An 18,289-nucleotide genomic window follows, 5' to 3' on the forward strand; every position below is an offset into this window, starting at 1 on the left:
TCAATCAACGGCACAGCTTTAACAGGTTCAGCGCAGACTATTGCAGTTCCAAACGGAACAGTTAATATCTCAGCTTCAGGAGTGATTACTTTTACACCTTCAGCGAATTTTAATTCAGCAACAGCGATCAGTTTCCCTTATGTGGTTTCTGATGGAAATTTAACAGCTACAGCCAATCAGATTATTAAAGTAGATGCAGTAAACGATGCGCCATCTGCAGTAAAAGACGATTATGCAGTTAACGAAGGCGGCACTCTTACCGTTACAACCGCTAAGGGAGTTTTACTAAACGACAGTGATGTTGATGGTGATGCTATTACAGCTGTTTTAGTTTCAGGTCCATCAAACGGAACTTTAACTTTAAATGCAGACGGTTCTTTCACTTACGTTCATAACGGAAGTGAAACCACAACTGACAGTTTTACTTACAAAGCCAATGACGGAAATCTGGACAGTAATACAGTTACAGTTGAGATTACAATTAATCCGGTAAATGATGCGCCAATTGCAGCATTAGACAAATATTCAGTAAACGAAGGAGAAACACTTACAGTTACAACAGCAACTGGAGTTTTATCAAACGATACTGATGCAGAAGGAAATACCTTAACAGCCATTTTAGTTTCAGGTCCATCAAACGGAACTTTAACTTTAAACGCAGACGGTTCTTTCACTTATGTTCACAATGGAGGCGAAACTACATCAGACAGTTTTACTTATAAAGCTAATGATGGAAGTTTAGACAGTAATACAATTACAGTTGAGATTACCGTAAATCCAATTAATGATGCACCGGTTGCAAACGATGATACAAATCAAAGTATTCCATCAACAGCTGCAGCGACATTAATCAATGCGCTTACAGCAACAGATGTTGACGGAACAATCGTAAATTATACAATTCTGACTTTACCAGCAAAAGGAACTTTAGCCTTATCAGGAAATCCAATTGCAGTAAATCAAGTATTAACACCTGCAGAAGCAGCAATGATAACATACGACCCAAGTGGAACTTTCACAGGCGTAGATTCGTTTACTTTTACAGCGACAGACAATTCAGGTGCATCAGCAGTTGCAGCGATTATTAGTATTCCGGTAGGAAATAAAGCACCAACAGCAAATGATGATACAAATTCAAATATCCCTTCTAGAGCTGGTGCAACAGCAATCAATGCTTTAACAGCGGCAGACACAGACGGAACAATTGTAAATTATATCGTTCTGACATTGCCATCTCATGGAACTTTAGCTTTATCAGGAACCGCAGTTACAGTAAATCAAGTTTTAACTCCTGCACAAGCAGCGATGCTGACTTATGATCCAAGTGGAACATTTTCAGGAAATGATACTTTTACTTTTACAGCAGCAGATAATAGCGGAGCAGTAGATGCAACGCCGGCAGTAGTTACAATTCCGGTTGATAAATCGGTATTAGTTGCCACACCAGATCCAGTTGGTTCTGTGGTAGGTATTAATGAACTGGTAGAAGTGGTAAATGTTTTAACAAATGATACGCTGAACAACAATCCTTTAGTACTTACAGATGTTAACTTAGATGTTTTAGTTAAAGATCCAAACAATGTAATAACGCTAAGACCAGACGGAACAGTTGAATTAATTCCAAATGCTCCGGCAGGAACTTATACTTTGACTTATGAAATCTGCGAAAAAGCAAATGCATCAAACTGTACTTCGGCAACAGTTACAGTAACAGTTTCGGCTCCTAAAATAACCGTAACAGCAAGCAGTTATTGTTCAGATAACACACCTTATGTTACTTATAAAGTTGTTGCAGAGAATTTTACACCAAAAACTTTAGTAACCATTAACTGGATTGACAGTGCTAATAATATCGTAGCAACGCAAACAAACATGCCTTTGAGCGGCAATGTATTGTGGCCTGGAGCTGTAGTTGACAGCAATAAACTGCCAATTGACTGGCCGGGATGGGTATTGGTAAACGGACAATGGGTGGAAGGTAATGATGGATTTGAATTAACAAGACCGGCAGTTACTATGCAGTTTACATTGAATCCAACAGAATCTGTAATCGTAAATTATCCTGCGCCATCAGCTGGTTGTAATGCAAAACCTCAATTTGGAATTGAAGCAGGAAACGATGATGATATCGCTATTGCAGACGGAATTAACGGTTCTCTTGAAATTATCAATGTTTTAGACAATGATAAATTAAATGGTGTTCCGGTTAATCCTTCTGATGTTATTTTAATAGGAAATAATTTTCCAAAAGGAATCACGCTAAACAGCGACGGAACTATTGATGTAGCTCCGGGAACTAAAGGCGGAGATCACACGTTGACGTATCAAATTTGTGAAAAAGCAAATGGATCAAATTGCAGTACAGCAACAATCCACATTTTTGTAGAAGTGCCTGCAATTGCACTTGTTATGAAAGTAGAATTTGACGATAATAACAAAAACGGAAATGCAGAAGCAGGAGAAACTTTAACGTATACTTTTACAGTTACAAATACAGGAAATGTTCCGCTTCAAAACATCAAGATTTCAGATCTTTTGCCAGGAGTTGTAATCAGCGGAGGACCAATAACTTTAGGAGTTGGCGCAAGCGATACTTATACTTTTACGGGAACCTATGTTTTAACTCAGGCAGATGTTAATGCCGGAACTTTCAGCAATCAGGCAGCTGTTTCGGGAGTTACGCAAAGCGGCATCAGCGTAGTTGATAAATCAGATTCTGAGAATGCCAGCGGGGATAATGCAACAGCAATTGAACTAAACAGCTGTAAGTTAAAAATCTTTAATGCAGTTTCTTTAAATGGAGATGATAAAAACGAGAGATTTTACATTCGAGGAATAGAATGTTATCCAAACAATACAGTTCAGATTTTTAACCGTTGGGGAGTTTTGGTTTTCGAAAGAGAACATTACAACAACAATGATATTGTATTTAAAGGTTTCTCAGAAGGAAGAACAACCGTAAAAGAGTCAAATGGTTTACCAGAAGGAACATATTATTACATAGTGCGATATAGTGACAATAATGCTAAACCGAAAGAAGAGGCAGGATATTTATATCTGACTAAATAATATTCTATGTAAAATAAAATGGCTTAGCTGCGGTTAAGCCATTATCCTAAAAATAAAGTAAATGAAAAAAATAGTTTTAGTTTTATTGTTTTGTTCTGCCGTAAGTTTTGCCCAGCAAGACGCGCAGTTTACACAATATATGCACAATACCATTAATATAAATCCTGCTTACGCAGGTTCTCGCGGCGTAATGAGTGTTTTTGGTTTATACCGTACACAATGGGTTGGACTTGACGGAGCACCAGAAACCGGCACATTATCATTAAATACACCCGTAAATAATAATGTAGGATTAGGATTCTCAGTAATCAATGATAAAATTGGTCCAACAAATGAGACGAATTTTGCGGTAGATTTCTCGTATTCAATTCCAACATCTGCGACAACAAAACTTTCGTTTGGTATAAAAGGATCGGCTAATATTTTTAATCTTGATCCAAATAAATTAAATCCGGAAGATCAGGGAGATCCTCAGTTTTCAGATTTTAAAAATAAGTTTTCACCAAACGTTGGAGCAGGGGTTTACTATCATTCAGATAGAGGATATATTGGTTTATCGGTTCCGAATTTTATTGAAACAAATCGTTACGATGATAATGAAACGGCCATTTTTAAAGAACAGATCAATTACTATTTAATTGCCGGTTACGTGTTTAATTTAGATCGTTATGAAATGATCAAATTCAAACCAGCAGTATTAGCAAAAATGATCGAAGGTTCTCCGCTTCAGGTTGATGCGTCGGCAAACTTTATGTATAATGACAAATTTGTTTTGGGAGTTTCTTACAGATGGAGCGCCGCATTAAGCGCAATGGCCGGATTCCAGGTAACGAAAAGTATGTATATAGGTTATGCTTACGACAGAGAAACAACCAAGTTGAACAATTACAATTCAGGATCGCACGAAATATTCCTGCGTTTTGAATTCTTAAATAATTACAGCCGAATAACATCACCAAGATTTTTCTAAATATGAAGATGAAAAAAATAGTATATACCCTTTTTATATCCTTTTTCTTTTTTAGCGGAATGGCACAAAAAGCACTTCTAAACAAAGCCGAAAAAGAATATAATAATTACGCTTACGCAGATGCCATTTCTATTTATGAAAAGCTGGCAGTTAAAGGTTACGAAGATGAAAAAATGTTTCAAAGATTAGCAAACGCTTATTATTTTAATGCCGAACTGCCAAAAGCAGCAGTTTGGTATGAGAAGCTTTTTGCTATGAACGCCAAGCAGGAACCGGAGTATTTTTATAGATATGCACAAGCACTAAAATCAATTGGTGATTACGCTAAAGCGGATAAAATGCTCGAGGAGTTCAATAAAAAAACAAATACAGACAGCAGAGGAATTTTGTTTGAAAACAACAAGAATTACTTAGAGCAGATTAAACTAAATTCTGGCCGATTTGAGATTTCAGATCTTAATATAAATTCAGAAAGCTCAGATTTTGGAAGTTCATTTTTTAACAATAATCTGGTTTTTAGCTCAGCAAGAAAAATTGGAAAAAAAGAAGGAAACACGTTTAAATGGACCAATAAATCTTTTACCAATCTTTATATTGGAGCCATAAAATCAGATGGTACTTTAAGTACGCCTGTTCTTTTAAACAAAGAGATTAATTCGAAGTTTAACGAATCGACTCCGGTATTTACAAAAGATGGGAAAACCATGTATTTTACCCGAAATAACTTTTTGGATGGAAGACGCGGAAAAGACGATAAAAAAATTACGCTTTTAAAATTGTACAAAGCCAGTTTTGTGGATGGAAAATGGACCAATATTGTTGAACTTCCTTTTAGCAACAATGCCTATAGTACAGCACATCCGACTTTAAGTTTAGACGAAAAGAAATTGTATTTCGCATCAGATATGCCGGGAACTTTAGGTCAGTCTGATATTTACAGTGTTACGATTAATTCTGATGGAACTTTCGGGAAACCCGAAAATCTTGGAAAAAACATCAATACCGAAGGAAGAGAAACTTTTCCTTTTATTTCAGGAGATAACGAACTATACTTTGCAAGTGACGGACGTCCAGGACTTGGCGGACTTGATATTTTTGTTTCGAAAATTTTAGAAAACGGTGCATTTGACGCGGTGCAGAATATCGGCGAACCAATCAATACAAAATTTGATGACTTTGCTTTCATAATAGACAGCAATACACGCAAAGGTTATTTCTCTTCGAATAAAAATGGAGAAAAAGGAAATGATGATATCTACAAGTTTACAGAAACAAAAAAACTGCTTTGCGAAAGAACATTAACCGGAACTATTTTTGACAGTAAATCCAATGAAACGATAGAAGCGGCAAAAGTTACTTTATTGGATGAAAATAACAAGGTAATTGAAGAAGTGACAACCGGAAAAGATGGTGTTTACAGTTTTAAAGTAAACTGCAGCAAAAAGTATTTAGTTAGAGTTGAAAGAAAGCAATATCCAGCCAAAGAAAATTACATTGCCGTTGGAACTGGTATAGATAACAAGTTAGATTTTACTTTAGAGAAAGAAAAAATTGCACTTGTAGAACAGCTTCCGGCATTGAAAAAAATTAAAATCGGAACAGATTTGGGTAAAACATTAAACATTTCGATGATCTATTTTGATTTAGGAAAAGCTGTTATCACAGAAGCCGCTGGAGTTGAGTTAGAAAAAATCTATGCCGTGATGCAGGAATATCCAAAAATGAGAATTGACATTCGCTCGCACACAGACAGCAGATCATCGGCAAAATCAAATTTGGTTTTATCAGATAAAAGAGCAAAATCAATTATGGCTTGGCTGGTAAACAAAGGTATCGATGCAAAACGCTTAAAAGGAAAAGGTTTCGGTGAAAGCCAGTTGCTAAATAAATGTAAAGATGGTGTAAAATGCAGCGAAGAACAGCATCTTGCAAACCGAAGAAGTGAGTTTATGATTTTATCAATTTAGAAAATAAATATCATTTAAATAAACGGCAAGTTTGAAAGCTTGTCGGTTTCAACAACAAAAAAGCCGAGAAATCTATAATTTCTCGGCTTTTAATTTTTACTACAGTTTTCTTCATTTTATTTGAAAAAACATGTATAGTAGTTTATTTTTTCCTTTTAAAACTGCGTGGAGCTTATTCAGAATCAAAGTTTTCTAGATTACAAAAAAGGTTCAGTCAACTGATGATTAAACGAAAATAATACAAGCCCTACTTTTGATTTGATATTGTACTTCTCAAATAAAGCGGCCCTGTAAGTTTCAATTGATTTTATGGACAAATTCATAATTTCTGCCATCTGTTCATAGGTTAATTCTCTCTCGTCGCAAACCAATCTAAGGAAATCTAATTCTCTTTGAGTTAAAACAATATTCCTTTTTTTCTCACCGTTATGATCATAATTCCGCACGCGCTTAAGAATTTCAGAAACGTTGTTGTATCCTATTTTTATAATGTTATCAATGGCAAATTTTAAATCGTGGGCTGTACAATTTTTATGCAAAAAACCTCTCGCACCATGATGATAAGCGGCATCGATTATTTGCTCGTCAAGATGTTGTGTCAACAGTAATATTTTGTATTCTTCTGCCTTTTCTTCCAGTGACTTTAATACCTCAATGCCATTCATATGAGGCATGGAATAATCCAGGATATAAATATGCGGCGAAGGTTTTAGTGGTAAAGCCTGCAGGAAATCATCACCATTATCAAATTCATAAATTACTTTGTAGTTGCCTATTTTATGCAGTAATTCCTTTAGACCTTGTCTTACAATAGCATGATCATCGATAATACAAATAGTAGTCTGTTCCATACTTTAAATTCTTTTATTTTCAGAAAGTGTAATTTCAGTACCTGATCCCACCTGACTTTCTACAGCCAAATGATACGCTATACTATCTGCTCTGTTTGCCATGTTGATCAATCCTAAAGATAATTTGTCTTTTTTGTCGATAGAATCAAATCCTTTACCATTATCTGAGATTATCATTTTGAAGTCAGGGCTGGTCGTTATAAAAATATTCAATTTAGAAGCTTTAGCGTGTTTAAAAACATTATTTATGCATTCTTGAAAAATGCGATAAATAATTATCTTTTCATTATCATCAAATCTTTTTACTTCCATCTCTTCAAAAGAGTATGAAATGTCAATTTTGCTGTTTTTTTTCAACCGCTTTATTTCTGTGGCTATAGCTTTTATCAAATCTTGCTGTACTAACAATTGACTGTTCAAGGCATGGCTGATGCTTCGTATGGATTTTGATAAATTTCCAAGTGATTGCGATACAGGTTCTAATGTTTCTCCCAGTTCGGGAGAATCCAGCTTTATATTTTCAATTTGAAAATTGATGTATGTCAGCTGCTGTCCAGCATCATCATGAAGATCGTTAGAAATATTATTGAGTACCTGTTCCTGAGTTTCGATTACAGTTTGAGTAATAGCTTTTTGGAAATTGAGATCTTTCTCATGCAGAAGTTCTGTGTATTTTTTTATCTTATTAAAATAAAGACGGATCAGAATAACACAAAAAGTCAGTATTAAACCAATAAAAATGAAGGCTATTATTATTCCAATTACGACTTGATTCATTTGTAGTTATTATTTTCTCTGTAGATGTAGATATTAATTAAAGAGTAATAGGCGATGCAAACTATATTAACAATGAAAACATATAGTGTAACCTGGCCAAATAAAAGCATTTTGGTAACTCCTAAGGCTTTGAATCCCAACATTAAACCCATGCCGAAAAAGAAATACACAGGAGCAAACAAAAGGAGATAATTATTAGATAAGAAATACATTAAATTTTCTTCTTTTAACTGTTTGTAACTTTCATAAATGAAAAGTGAGACGTATAATAAGGCGCCAAAAACAAAAGTGTAGTAATTATATGCATCTGTAATTTCTATAACTATAAAATTAACAACTGAAAACAGTACAAAAAGGCAGAGTATTATGTTGGACATTTTTTTACGATTTATGATTTCTCTAAATGCGAGCATCCAAAAAATATCATGAAAAATAATACTGATATTAAATGGTATTCGAATTGGTCTACTGTTATAGACCAGAATAGAATTTATCAGTTCCGTAAAAAAAACTACAAAAAGGATATACAGTACATAGCGGTGCATTTTAATTTTCCATCGCAAGTTCCATAATGCAAAAAGCAGCGTTATTAAAACGCATGCTTTTATGGGATTTATAATGTCTAGTATATTCAAATTGCGTTATTTACAGAGGTTTATTAATATTAGGATTAGGATTCTGATCCTTTTTTGAAGGATCAGTTGAATAATCAAAATATGGGGTCTCATTTGCTGATTGTGTGTTATTAGGATTTCCATTTACCTGAATAGCAACAACTGGTTCTCCAGATTTATCTATCATGGCAAAACTGAAATGAAATTCGGCATTATCATTGTTTTTACCATATTCTTTTGCCAAACTTCTTATTAAAGCTGTGGAAAAACGATAATAAGGGCCTCCTTCTTTTGATATATATTCAGACACCATTTTCAATGTATCAATTTTATTATCTTTATGTTCTATATTTAGATAGGCATCATATCCATGATTCTTAATAATTTTTTTAAGATTCCCCCATGTAATAACATACTTCCCTTTTTGATCAGTTAAAGTACCTTTTACTTTATGATCTCTTAAAACCGCTTCTTCTAATACTTTGCGTTTAACTTTATCGCCATACTGTTTTAACCATTTCGCTTTTTCTTCAGTATTGGGCAACTTGTAATAGTCATCTAAAGTCAAAGAATCACTTTTAGAAGCTAGTGTATCAACATTAGTTTCGGTGGCCACAGTCGTGCTTTCTTCTTTTTCTTTTTTACACGCCGTAATGGTTAAAATAAACATTAAAATTAGGGTACATTTTTTCATGATTAAAGTTATTTAAGGGTTAATAATTTATTCTTCAAATTTTACAATTATGCTCACCTTCATGGTAGGGTAAAACCCTATTTTATCAGATTTTACCCCTATTAATCATTTCTTTAGCTAAAGTAGCGATTTTCCTGTAAATAAAATATAATTTATTAAAATCTAAAGGATTAGTTAAAAAACTGCATTTTTCTTAGGTATTTACCCTAGTTGTTAAATTATAGACTGAGGTACTTTTGGAATGCATATTAGAAATAATGCAGCCAGGCAGCCGAAAAGGGAATTATAGAGTAGGCAGAATTAAACACTTAAAATTATGTCTAGAGAAATTAAATCTATGAAAAATTTATTTACCCTTTTGCTGCTTTCTTTTGTCACTGTACTGTTTGCACAAAACGATCCACCTGAATATATAAAAAATGCCGTTGATAAATATTATCGAGATATTGGTATTAGTATAGATAGAACTAAACTTCCTAAAATAGAATTTCTTAATTCAGATGATAAAAATATAAGGCAGCAAAATGCTAATGGCAAGGATGGTAAAATGTTATTAACCCCGGCTGCAATAAATCATTTTTTTGCCTCAGAAATATCAAGTTATGTCACATCTTCCAAAGATCTAACTTTTCAAAAAGCTTATGCGGTTTTGAGCACTTCTGATAAAACATTGTTTTTAGGAGGCACTTTTGATACCAGAAAAGATGACACAGATGCCGTCAGTTTTTTACTTACTACTGGTATTAAAGCCAAAGTTGATGATGATTTTACATCAATTTATAAAAATGGAAAATTACAGAACGATTTAGGATTTATCATAAAGTTCCACTGGATAGGAAATGGCAGCATTTATTATGAGGGAGAACAAGAAGAAAAAATGAGCACTTTCCGAGAAAATGCAATTGAAAAACTTATTAAGGAAGCAGTTTATGATAATGCCTCAGATGATAAAACTACTAAGGAAAAACAAACTGATTTCTATAAAAAAATTGCTAAGGAAGAAGTGGATTATATACGGAAATTCAGGTTATATACTCTAAGTACAGATCATTGGTTTTCATTTGAAACATATATACCTGTTTCACCACGTCAGTACGAAATAATAAACGATATATCGACGACTGATGTCAAAAAAGAAAATTTTTATCCTTGGTACATTACTGCTGGAGCTACAAAATATTGGAAATGGAGTAGTGGAAAGTCCTGTTACATAAGTGGATTTGGGAATATCAAAAATAATAATACTATAGAAACAGAAGCACTTACAAAATATACTCTTCCCGTATACAGCCCTGAAAATAGTTCTCTTATTGAAGAAAATAAAACAGTTTATGGAGGTGATTTTCAACAATTCATAACTCCTTCTTTAAGTGCCGAATTTGTCAGCTTTTTTGTCCTAGATGGTACATTTGGTTTTAGTTCTGGGGTAGATAAGACTTTTGGAAAGTATGATACCTTAAACTGGAAACTTGGAGTGCCTTTTAGTTTAAAAGATAAGGAAGGAAAGCCGTCTGTTAATTTTGAACTTGTATGGAAAGAAGTTGATAAAGATCATTTTGTGGGAATTAATGTCGGATTTACTTTTGGAAAATTCATACAGTAATTTCAAATGAAACTTAATAGAATGAAAATAGTTTTAATTGTAAAATAATTTATTAAAATAAAAATGGAAACAAAGAAAACAACCACAACAGATTCAGTTTTTGATTTAAATACATCAACATTTTTGCCAGCTGAAGAATATCGACATGTTTACAATAATAAAATAATTTGTGTTACAGATTCTAAAGGTTATCCTGAGCCAGATAATTGGAGTCCGACTAAAATTAGGGTAGAGGCTACAGATGGATTTATACCTCTCTGGGATATCGGGGTAAGTTTGAACTGGCGATTTAGTAAATCGTTTGATAGTTATTTTAAAAATCCAGAAGCAGCAAAAAATGGGGTAAGAAATCTTTTTGTGCAGGCAGCAGTGGGCTGGAAAGAAGCATGTCCAATTAAATTTCATGAAGTCAAAGACGGATGGGACTTTGAAATAGATATGCACACAGAGGACTGTGATACTTCAGGTTGTGTATTAGCATCTGCATTCTTTCCCGGAGCAGGCCAAAACATATTCTACATATACCCAACCATGTTTAAACAATCTTATCAGGAACAAGTAGAAACGATTCAGCATGAAATGGGACATATTTTTGGCTTACGCCATTTTTTTGCTAACATTAGTGAAACAAGATGGAAAAGCGAATTGTTTGGAACCGATACACCTTTCTCAATTATGAATTACGGTGATAAAAGCAAGTTAGAAAACAGTGATGTTGAAGATTTAAAAAAATTATATCAATTAGTATGGAGTAATCAATTAACTGAAATTAATGGAACCCCTATAAAAAAGTTCGTTTCTTATCATATGAGTAAGAGTGGAACAATTGATTCTGCGATGACTCAGGGTTTACAGCTTTTGCAGATTAGCGCTGAGCCTTCTTCAGACGGATCTGTAAATTACTTAAGGGCAGATAATTATTATGCAGATCAGTTTTCATGCGTAGTACCTGGATACAGTTATTACAGACTCACCAATATGCACACTACTAAAACCATTACAGGCTGTGTTACAAAAAGCTGGCTCTACGACGGAAAAGAAGTTTTTGAATATATAGCTTTTACTTTAGCTCCGGGTGAGTGGAAAATATTTGGATGTTTTTTTGTAACAGTGAGCCAGCGTATAACCTTCAAAATTTGTTCTTTTTATGGAACTGAACAGAAATGTTCATGTTCGGGCAAATAAGTTAAACAGAGAAACTACGACAAAATTATAAACAAAACATTAAATAAAAGATCATGGGACAAACAGACTTAAATTTAGCAGCTGAATATCAAACAGCTATATACACGGCAGATCCGCTTAAGATCGCATTTATTTTAAACAAGGTTATTCATAATCCCGATACCTCTATCATTGTCGAAACGGGTAAAAATGAATATTGGGTTTTTTATACCGGAAATGCTTCGTTATTTCCAGAAGATGCTAGTATTAAAAACTTTAAAATAGAAAATAAAGAAAGTAAAAATATAAAAGTACACGACGATTCTGTTTCAGGACCTGATCGTTGGGTGTCAGAAATCGTTAAAATACAACGTGGTGATTTCTTTTTTACAGATATCTGTAATGCTATAAACAAGATACGAAATAAGAATACCATCAGGATAGTTGTTGAACAAGGAGAAGATGTGAATCGAAAATTACACTTTTATTATAAAAAATAATCTTAGGATTTAATTTTTGTGAAATCGAAAAATTGAGCAGCAGGCAAGATAAAATAAACAAATTGACTGTTAATAAAAGCATGTCTGTCCCAAGTTTATAAAATGATTACAAATATTTTTAATACTTTATTAAACATGAAAAATTTAAGCTTTATTTTATTTCTATTGATCTTTTTTCCATCCAAATCTTTTAATCAAAATACTGTTCACGGACCTTCCATAAAGATTGGGTATAGTACATTGGAAAAGTATTCATTTGGAGTCGGATATAATTTTTTAAAATTCAAAGATGATTGGGGTTGGTCTAGACCCTCTCATAACTATTATGTTGAGTACATTCCTGAATATAAAGCAATTGGTTTGTCAGCAAATTTACAATACACTTTAATATTTGTTGAGGCTGGAATGGAAGCGAGTTTTCGTTCAAAAAATGAAAATGACCAATCTTATTTTTCATTTTATCCTCATATAGGTTTTGATTTGATTAATCTTGATTTATCACTTGGTCCTGAATTCTTAACCTATAAATCAGATGGTAAGAATATTGGTTTTAAAATATCTCTTAAAATTCATCCGAAACTATTTAATCAAGGTGCAAACAGATTAAAATTTAAAAAAAATGAGTAATTGGTTTTTTTGTTACTGCAAAAGGTGCTCCAATAGAAGCAATAATTGGGTTACAAGCTCAAACAAAAGATTGGTCTAATAACCGTAATTCTGAAAAAGATAGATGGGAAAGAACTTCCATCGTACTTACAGCAGGTTTTCCATTCAATTAAAAATCTCAATTTTCAGGCTTTATATTTATTATAGTGCTGAAACCTTAAAACACAAAACCTGCGAATCTTTCGATTTGCAGGTTTTACACTTTTAAAAAACTCTTCTTTAAGTTTTTTGCAATAATTGTTTTTCCAATCTGTAACAATTATATATTTTTCACTTAAAATACATAAAAATAAACGAGTAAGATTTTAAACTCCCTCATGAATCAATTGAATGATCAGGTCCAAAAAGCGAACTGTAAGTTATTACAAAGTTTTTCAGTGTTATTACAAATTAGCTCTACTGCTCTTTGATAAAGTTTTATTTTGTTATAAAATTGCGCTTGATTTAAAGAAAAAAACTGCTTTATTCCAGTACTTTTTTCTACTTAAAATGTAGTTGAGCATGAAATACAAAAATATATTACTAGTCAATGATAATACTGATGATGCAGAGATATTTGTATCGGTATTAAATGCAATTAATCATAAAATCAAATCTTCAGTAGAGGACAGTGCACTTGAAGCCCTAAAAAAGCTTCAAGATTCAAAATTATCACCAGATATAATTTTCCTGGATTATAATATGTCATATCTTGACGGAAGTGTATTTCTTAAATTACTTCGTGATATTAAAAGTCTGAAAAAAATCCCAGTTGTGCTTTATTCCCAGAATTCAGGAGTTATGCTGCAGGATGCATTAAGCAAATTCAAAAAAGTAAAGTTTTTGAAGAAGCATTCGAATTTTAGAAAGCTTTTCGAATCACTTCAAAAGATAATGATATCTGAAAAGGCTGTAAAAAAAAAGAATAATGGGTTTAAAATTGAAGCTTCGGATGAAGGTATTTAATCTAAGTTAAAAACCGTCTTCACCATTGGGCTTATTTTTTATTTATTTTGGATGTTGTGCTACGCTGTAAGCAGCAGTTTAATTGTAATACTCAGATATTGTAATAATTGTTCTTTTTTCTTTTTCTAAAATTTCTATCCCATCAGAGACTAAATTATCTTCTGGATCTTCATCTACAAACTCCAAAAAAAATGATGAATTGCCATTGTCAATTTTTTTAAATCGACCTTCAATGAGCTTTTTACAATAGCTGTCAAATTTAAATTTACATGCTATATCATTAATTTTTCTTATTAAAGTACTGTCTAATTCCTGATTTGGGTAAATATCTGTTTTAATTTCTACTGAACTGACAAAATGGTCACAACCCCCTTTATATACAGTTAGAGTATCACCATTGTATAGGAATGTGGCTTTGTTAATTTTTGAATCCCAAACATATTTTTTGATTTCAAGTTCATTCAGCCATTCTTCTGTTATTTTTTTATAATTGTCATCAAACGCACAATCTGAATTGTTTTCTAATTCCTCATTATCTATTTTAGAAACCGTATCGGATTTAATATTTTTAACTATAATATTTTCTTTTTGTGTTTTCTTTTCTGAACAAGAAAGAGTTATAATTAATAACAATGTATAATAGAATGTTTTTTTCATAAAATTATTTTTAAACTAGGATATATTTCTAACGATGTCCGGCTTTATCTACCCTAATTAGGTCGGTATTTTTGGCAGTATTAGTGTTTTTCTGTTTTCAAAAATAGAATTTTTATTTTATAAAACTTCAGACGTACTGATTATTAATTTTATAATTTTTGTATTAATATGAAATTAAATTTAGATGTTCTTGGTACTTTGAACAATTAGCAGGAACAAGGATAGAACCCGTCAAGAAAAATAATTATAATAAGCAGTCTAATACAGTTTCGAACCCTAAATTCGGCAGGTTTTGATTCTGCTGGATTTCTAGTTTTAAAGATCTCCATAAGCCACGATTCTGCCGCAAAACTTAATTTAAAGATTTCAATATAGTTAAAGATGCTTTTTTAGCAGCAGGAAGCATTCAAATATCTAACCGCTTTATTGAGGATTTTTATGAAATAGCATATTTGATTTGTGATCTAGAATAAAGTTATTAAACAGATTTATTAAATGAATTTTTTGCATGCTGAGGAAATTGTAACAATTTTGATTTTAATTTATATATTAGCGCTGAATACACTCTTTTTCTGCATCAACAAATTGAATTTTTTATAAGTAGTTTGTTATTGTTGGTAAAAGCCATTGACAGCCATTTAATTCTCAATAAGAATCAAATTAATTAATGAAAAAAGAACTCACCGATCAGCAAATAAAAGAAATTAAAGAAGCATATTTAAAAGATAATTTATCTGTTGAGAATCAAATTATAAAATTAATTGTTGCAGGATATGATGAGAATACTGCAGAAGAACTTATTAATAAAGTAATTAAAGAGTACAAAAAAGAACTTGTAGAAGCGGCTCAGGAAGAAAGCGAAAATAAAGAAACCCAAAAAATTACAGGAAGTATCATATTTTTAGCGGCTGTTTTAGGTCCGGTTTTAAGTATTAAAGGATATGAGTGGTATATATTGGCAGCGATTGTTGCGGGAGTTGCTGGATATTTTGACTTGAAAAAACAACCAATAGCAGGGCTGGTCAGATCAATAGTTTTAGTTGTTTTATTCCCGTTAGCCTTTGAATTATATATAAATACCAGAAGTTCTTATTATGTTGTCGAGCTGTTAATTCCCTTTTTTATTTGTTTCCTTATCTCATATTTATTCCAACTCATAATTTCTAAGATATTTTATCCTGAAGAAATTTAAATTTAAAAGTATAATGATGTTATCTAAATACAATTATAATGAAAGTTTAAAACGCTTTGAACCAAAAGAAAAAAGATGCAGCTATTGTTTTCAAAACGAAAGTGAAAATATTAATAATTATGATTTTATTAAACTTTATAAAGTAAAAGACAGAACTAATTTTGTTATCTACAGGAGTTTAAAGTATGAAGAAATGGAGATAGGTATTTCAAGATGTAATAGTTGTGTTGAATTTCATGAAGAAGCTTCCCGTAAATCTCCAATATTAAAATATGCAGCTTATATGTTAATTCTAATTTTTGTATTACCTGCTTTTGGTCTTAAAGTTTTTATAGTTGGTATTTCATTGAGCGTAGTCTTGTTTTTGCTATTACATAAATATGCAGCAAAAAAAAATAATCCAACAGAGAGATTAACATTAAAACAGGGAATTACATCAAATGTGACCATTCAGGATCTTGTTATTTCAGGCTGGATATTCGATAAGCCCTCGGCATAATTAAGAAAGAACACATAGCTGTTGATCGTGTATTTGAAAATACTGTTTATATAGCGGGAAGGAGACTAGAACACTCCTGATAAAAAACTAAAAAACAACGTATTTCTAAAAGAAAAAAACCTGCGAATCCTGGGATTTACAGGTTTTACCACATTTTTTGAGGGTATTTGAAAAGATTGAAAAGGTGACCTTTTTACTTCTTTTACCCTTTTGGTGGGGAGAGCAGGATTCGAACCTTATCGTTGAAGTCCTGTCTATACTAGGTTTTATAAAATGTCTTTGACAAAGTGCACCGATTCTGCACCCAAATTCAATTTTACTATTTCAATATTAAATCATGCACAAAAATTAAGGTACTAACTAATTAACAGACAGTAGTATTATTCTTTTTTTGTATTACAAATATATCAAAAATATTGAATATTTAGGTTTAAGAGATTAAAGCATTATTCTAGAGTAGTAAAAAAGGTATCAACTCCATTCCCACTATTGCCGAAATTATCATCTGGTATTGCTTAGTTTGAATGCAATCTTCAAAAAATCACTGTCGTCCTCATCATCTTTCAATTCGAACCAGATTGATTGTATTAATAACAAGCCGTTAATGTCATTTGTAAACAAATTTGTTTATATTTGCAGTATGAAAAGGGAATATGAGAAATATAAGGGAATTCATCCAGGGGCAGTACTGGAACGCGAGCTTGATAAACGAAATCTGGCACAGCGTCCCTTTGCACAATCCCTGTTTGAGCATCCCCAGACTATCAATGCTATTATAAAAGGGAAAAGAGATCTCAATACTGCCTTAGCGCTTAAAATAGAAAGTGCCCTTGGACTTGAAGAGGGTTCGCTTTTGGTGCTTCAAACGTATTATGACATAAAAAAAGAGAAGCAAAAAACATTACAGGGCAATCATCCCGAGATAAGCAGGCTTAGAAAGAGTCTTTTTTGGGATACTAATATCAATACGATTAACTGGGAAAGTCAGTCTAAGGCTGTTATCAGAAGGGTTTTTGAGCGTGGAAATATCAGTGAAAAAAAAGAAATCATCCGATTTTACGGGACTGAGAGAATCAAGGCCGTGATCAGAGAAGCCGTTGGAAAAACGTATATTAAAGCCAAAAGATCATGATGTACTGGAAAACAGTAAATCCATTGTTGAGAGAGAGTCTTCTGCAGCTTATGCAGGCGGATGAATTTAAAGTTTTTCGTCTGGTTGGAGGAACAGCGCTGAGTCTTCAAATCGGACATAGATTGTCTGTTGATATTGATCTTTTTACAGATGAAGATTATGGAAACATAGATTTTGATATACTTGAGAACTATTTGATGGCAAATTTTCCTTATACAGATAAAGGATTTGGGGGTATTGTAGGTATGGGTAAATCTTATCTTATTGGTACAGATAAAGATAATACTGTGAAGCTGGATGTTTACTACAGTAATGAGAAGTTTATTGAGGACGCCATTGTAATGGATGGAGTGCGTATGGCAAGTGTAAAGGAAATTATAGCCATGAAGGTAGATGTTATTTTAAGGGGAGGCCGTAAAAAAGATTTTTGGGACCTGCATGATCTTTTACCTAAGTACGATATAAAAAAAATGCTGAGCCTGCACAAACAGAGAAGTGAGTATACTCATGATGAAGAAAAAATCCTGCAAAACTTTATTGATTTTACTTCTGCTGATGATGATTTTGACCCTGTCTGTCTTAAAGGCAAATATTGGGAATTTATAAAGGAAGACATTCAGGCCGCAGTAAAGAGAAGTTAAAACAAGAACAGAGAAAATATTCTAGTAAATACAATCGTTTGCTAAAAAGAAAAAGCCTTTAGATATTACTCTTTAAAAGCTTTTGACTTTTAAAGTTTCTTTTGAAACTAGCAGAGTCCTCTCATCCAGAACCTGTCTTTTGAGATCAATGGTAGCAGTCTTTCCCAAACTGTCTCAAAAAAAGGTGCACCTATAGGTGCCCTCAGGAAAATTGTTGAGACAATACAGTAGCGGGAAGCATTAAAATATCTAACCAGATTATCTTGGATTATTATGATATTTTAAAATACGCATCTTAATTTTTTCTTTTGCATAGCCACTCAAATAAATGCGAAAAAGAATCAATCA

Annotated in this window: 17 protein-coding genes; 13 read left to right on the plus strand and 4 right to left on the minus strand. The window is 32.6% G+C overall.

Annotated features, from left to right (window positions below; all coding sequences use genetic code 11):
* The 3 genes from B0A68_RS10450 to B0A68_RS10460 form a co-directional block, all read left to right on the plus strand.
* The coding region (locus B0A68_RS10450; RefSeq protein WP_035688503.1) for an Ig-like domain-containing protein at window positions 1-3,069 on the plus strand (3,069 nt) is incomplete at its 5' end.
* A gap of 61 nt (window positions 3,070-3,130) precedes the next feature.
* Window positions 3,131-4,039, plus strand: a complete 909-nt coding sequence (locus B0A68_RS10455) for a PorP/SprF family type IX secretion system membrane protein (RefSeq protein WP_035688505.1) — start codon at window positions 3,131-3,133, stop codon at window positions 4,037-4,039.
* A gap of 2 nt (window positions 4,040-4,041) precedes the next feature.
* Window positions 4,042-6,006, plus strand: a complete 1,965-nt coding sequence (locus B0A68_RS10460; RefSeq protein ID WP_035688507.1) for an OmpA family protein — start codon at window positions 4,042-4,044, stop codon at window positions 6,004-6,006.
* Window positions 6,007-6,203: 197 nt separating this feature from the next.
* Here the strand turns inward: B0A68_RS10460 and B0A68_RS10465 are convergent, their stop codons facing one another.
* Together B0A68_RS10465 and B0A68_RS10470 are read right to left on the minus strand one after the other, a co-directional pair.
* Window positions 6,204-6,857, minus strand: coding sequence for a response regulator transcription factor (locus B0A68_RS10465; RefSeq protein WP_035688508.1), 654 nt, complete (start codon window positions 6,855-6,857; stop codon window positions 6,204-6,206).
* Between the two features lie 3 nt (window positions 6,858-6,860).
* Window positions 6,861-7,634, minus strand: a complete 774-nt coding sequence (locus tag B0A68_RS10470; RefSeq protein WP_051892818.1) for a sensor histidine kinase — start codon at window positions 7,632-7,634, stop codon at window positions 6,861-6,863.
* Between the two features lie 425 nt (window positions 7,635-8,059).
* Here B0A68_RS10470 and B0A68_RS24440 point away from each other — a divergent pair, with 425 nt between their 5' ends.
* The gene (locus tag B0A68_RS24440) at window positions 8,060-8,206 is read left to right on the plus strand and encodes a hypothetical protein (RefSeq protein WP_165571359.1); all 147 of its coding nucleotides are present in this window, start codon (window positions 8,060-8,062) and stop codon (window positions 8,204-8,206) included.
* 73 nt (window positions 8,207-8,279) lie between these two features.
* On the opposite strand, the gene B0A68_RS10480 is transcribed toward B0A68_RS24440, so the two are convergent.
* Window positions 8,280-8,942, minus strand: a complete 663-nt coding sequence (locus B0A68_RS10480) for a hypothetical protein (RefSeq protein WP_035688512.1) — start codon at window positions 8,940-8,942, stop codon at window positions 8,280-8,282.
* 316 nt (window positions 8,943-9,258) lie between these two features.
* Between B0A68_RS10480 and B0A68_RS10485 the strand changes: the two genes are divergently transcribed.
* From B0A68_RS10485 to B0A68_RS10505, 5 genes are all read left to right on the plus strand, one after another.
* Window positions 9,259-10,545, plus strand: a complete 1,287-nt coding sequence (locus B0A68_RS10485) for a hypothetical protein (protein WP_123947491.1) — start codon at window positions 9,259-9,261, stop codon at window positions 10,543-10,545.
* Window positions 10,546-10,608: 63 nt separating this feature from the next.
* Window positions 10,609-11,730 (plus strand): matrixin family metalloprotease, encoded by a 1,122-nt coding sequence (locus B0A68_RS10490; protein WP_089069732.1) that lies wholly within the window; start codon window positions 10,609-10,611, stop codon window positions 11,728-11,730.
* A 53-nt stretch (window positions 11,731-11,783) separates the two neighbouring features.
* Entirely contained in the window at window positions 11,784-12,209 is a 426-nt protein-coding gene (locus tag B0A68_RS10495; protein ID WP_035688516.1) for a hypothetical protein, read from the plus strand.
* 102 nt (window positions 12,210-12,311) lie between these two features.
* A complete protein-coding gene (locus B0A68_RS10500; RefSeq protein WP_035688518.1) occupies window positions 12,312-12,836 on the plus strand; it encodes a hypothetical protein in 525 nt (174 codons plus the stop codon).
* A 540-nt stretch (window positions 12,837-13,376) separates the two neighbouring features.
* A complete protein-coding gene (locus tag B0A68_RS10505) occupies window positions 13,377-13,820 on the plus strand; it encodes a response regulator (RefSeq protein ID WP_051892819.1) in 444 nt (147 codons plus the stop codon).
* A 78-nt stretch (window positions 13,821-13,898) separates the two neighbouring features.
* Here B0A68_RS10505 and B0A68_RS10510 read toward each other — a convergent pair whose 3' ends face one another.
* Window positions 13,899-14,477 (minus strand): hypothetical protein, encoded by a 579-nt coding sequence (locus B0A68_RS10510; RefSeq protein ID WP_035688520.1) that lies wholly within the window; start codon window positions 14,475-14,477, stop codon window positions 13,899-13,901.
* A 667-nt stretch (window positions 14,478-15,144) separates the two neighbouring features.
* Between B0A68_RS10510 and B0A68_RS10515 the strand changes: the two genes are divergently transcribed.
* The 4 genes from B0A68_RS10515 (at window position 15,145) to B0A68_RS10530 (ending at window position 17,941) form a co-directional block, all read left to right on the plus strand.
* On the plus strand, window positions 15,145-15,669 hold the full coding sequence (locus B0A68_RS10515) for a hypothetical protein (RefSeq protein WP_035688522.1): 525 nt from the start codon (window positions 15,145-15,147) through the stop codon (window positions 15,667-15,669).
* Between the two features lie 13 nt (window positions 15,670-15,682).
* Complete coding sequence (locus tag B0A68_RS10520; RefSeq protein ID WP_123947493.1) at window positions 15,683-16,168, plus strand: hypothetical protein; 486 nt, start codon at window positions 15,683-15,685, stop codon at window positions 16,166-16,168.
* A gap of 640 nt (window positions 16,169-16,808) precedes the next feature.
* Complete coding sequence (locus tag B0A68_RS10525; RefSeq protein WP_035688526.1) at window positions 16,809-17,300, plus strand: helix-turn-helix transcriptional regulator; 492 nt, start codon at window positions 16,809-16,811, stop codon at window positions 17,298-17,300.
* Window positions 17,297-17,941, plus strand: a complete 645-nt coding sequence (locus B0A68_RS10530; RefSeq protein ID WP_035688527.1) for a nucleotidyl transferase AbiEii/AbiGii toxin family protein — start codon at window positions 17,297-17,299, stop codon at window positions 17,939-17,941. Before B0A68_RS10525 ends, B0A68_RS10530 begins: the two co-directional genes overlap by 4 nt.
* Window positions 17,942-18,289: the final 348 nt, after the last annotated feature.

Source organism: Flavobacterium reichenbachii (genome assembly GCF_002217435.1).
In the GTDB taxonomy this organism is placed as follows: domain Bacteria; phylum Bacteroidota; class Bacteroidia; order Flavobacteriales; family Flavobacteriaceae; genus Flavobacterium; species Flavobacterium reichenbachii.

Bases quoted from the DNA above. Each gene is read 5' to 3' on its own strand.
- B0A68_RS10495 (WP_035688516.1), top strand. From the start codon at position 11,784: ATGGGACAAACAGACTTAAATTTAGCAGCTGAATATCAAACAGCTATA.
- B0A68_RS10525 (WP_035688526.1), top strand. From the start codon at position 16,809: ATGAAAAGGGAATATGAGAAATATAAGGGAATTCATCCAGGGGCAGTA.
- B0A68_RS10500 (WP_035688518.1), top strand. From the start codon at position 12,312: ATGATTACAAATATTTTTAATACTTTATTAAACATGAAAAATTTAAGC.
- B0A68_RS10465 (WP_035688508.1), bottom strand. From the start codon at position 6,857: ATGGAACAGACTACTATTTGTATTATCGATGATCATGCTATTGTAAGA.
- B0A68_RS10490 (WP_089069732.1), top strand. From the start codon at position 10,609: ATGGAAACAAAGAAAACAACCACAACAGATTCAGTTTTTGATTTAAAT.
- B0A68_RS10480 (WP_035688512.1), bottom strand. From the start codon at position 8,942: ATGAAAAAATGTACCCTAATTTTAATGTTTATTTTAACCATTACGGCG.
- B0A68_RS24440 (WP_165571359.1), top strand. From the start codon at position 8,060: ATGAAAAATAATACTGATATTAAATGGTATTCGAATTGGTCTACTGTT.
- B0A68_RS10460 (WP_035688507.1), top strand. From the start codon at position 4,042: ATGAAGATGAAAAAAATAGTATATACCCTTTTTATATCCTTTTTCTTT.
- B0A68_RS10520 (WP_123947493.1), top strand. From the start codon at position 15,683: ATGATGTTATCTAAATACAATTATAATGAAAGTTTAAAACGCTTTGAA.
- B0A68_RS10510 (WP_035688520.1), bottom strand. From the start codon at position 14,477: ATGAAAAAAACATTCTATTATACATTGTTATTAATTATAACTCTTTCT.
- B0A68_RS10455 (WP_035688505.1), top strand. From the start codon at position 3,131: ATGAAAAAAATAGTTTTAGTTTTATTGTTTTGTTCTGCCGTAAGTTTT.
- B0A68_RS10530 (WP_035688527.1), top strand. From the start codon at position 17,297: ATGATGTACTGGAAAACAGTAAATCCATTGTTGAGAGAGAGTCTTCTG.
- B0A68_RS10470 (WP_051892818.1), bottom strand. From the start codon at position 7,634: ATGAATCAAGTCGTAATTGGAATAATAATAGCCTTCATTTTTATTGGT.
- B0A68_RS10505 (WP_051892819.1), top strand. From the start codon at position 13,377: ATGAAATACAAAAATATATTACTAGTCAATGATAATACTGATGATGCA.
- B0A68_RS10515 (WP_035688522.1), top strand. From the start codon at position 15,145: ATGAAAAAAGAACTCACCGATCAGCAAATAAAAGAAATTAAAGAAGCA.
- B0A68_RS10485 (WP_123947491.1), top strand. From the start codon at position 9,259: ATGTCTAGAGAAATTAAATCTATGAAAAATTTATTTACCCTTTTGCTG.